At 68.2% G+C, this 255-nt stretch carries 1 protein-coding gene; it reads left to right on the top strand.

What is annotated here, in order from left to right:
* Positions 1-255, top strand: a 255-nt coding sequence (locus ACQCVD_RS15565; RefSeq protein ID WP_426824682.1) for a hypothetical protein, incomplete at both ends; no start/stop codon positions are given.

The raw sequence follows: 255 nt of genomic DNA, 5'->3' as shown, positions 1-255 counted from the left end.
CGGACACCGGGACGATCACCGCGTACCGGTCTCCGGGCGGGGCGGGCGTGCGGTTGGATGGTGCGGCCTCCCTGGGTGGGGAGATCACCGCGCACTTTGATTCCATGCTGGTGAAGATGACCTGCCGGGGTGCTGATTTCGCCACCGCGGTCACCCGTGCCCAGCGGGCGTTGTCGGAGTTCACGGTCTCGGGGGTGGCCACCAACATCGGTTTCCTGCGGGCCCTGCTGCGGGAGGATGATTTCCAGCACCGGC

The organism is Corynebacterium halotolerans (assembly GCF_050107895.1).
Lineage (GTDB): Bacteria > Actinomycetota > Actinomycetes > Mycobacteriales > Mycobacteriaceae > Corynebacterium > Corynebacterium halotolerans_B.
This window is presented reverse-complemented; position numbering and strand designations above follow the sequence as displayed.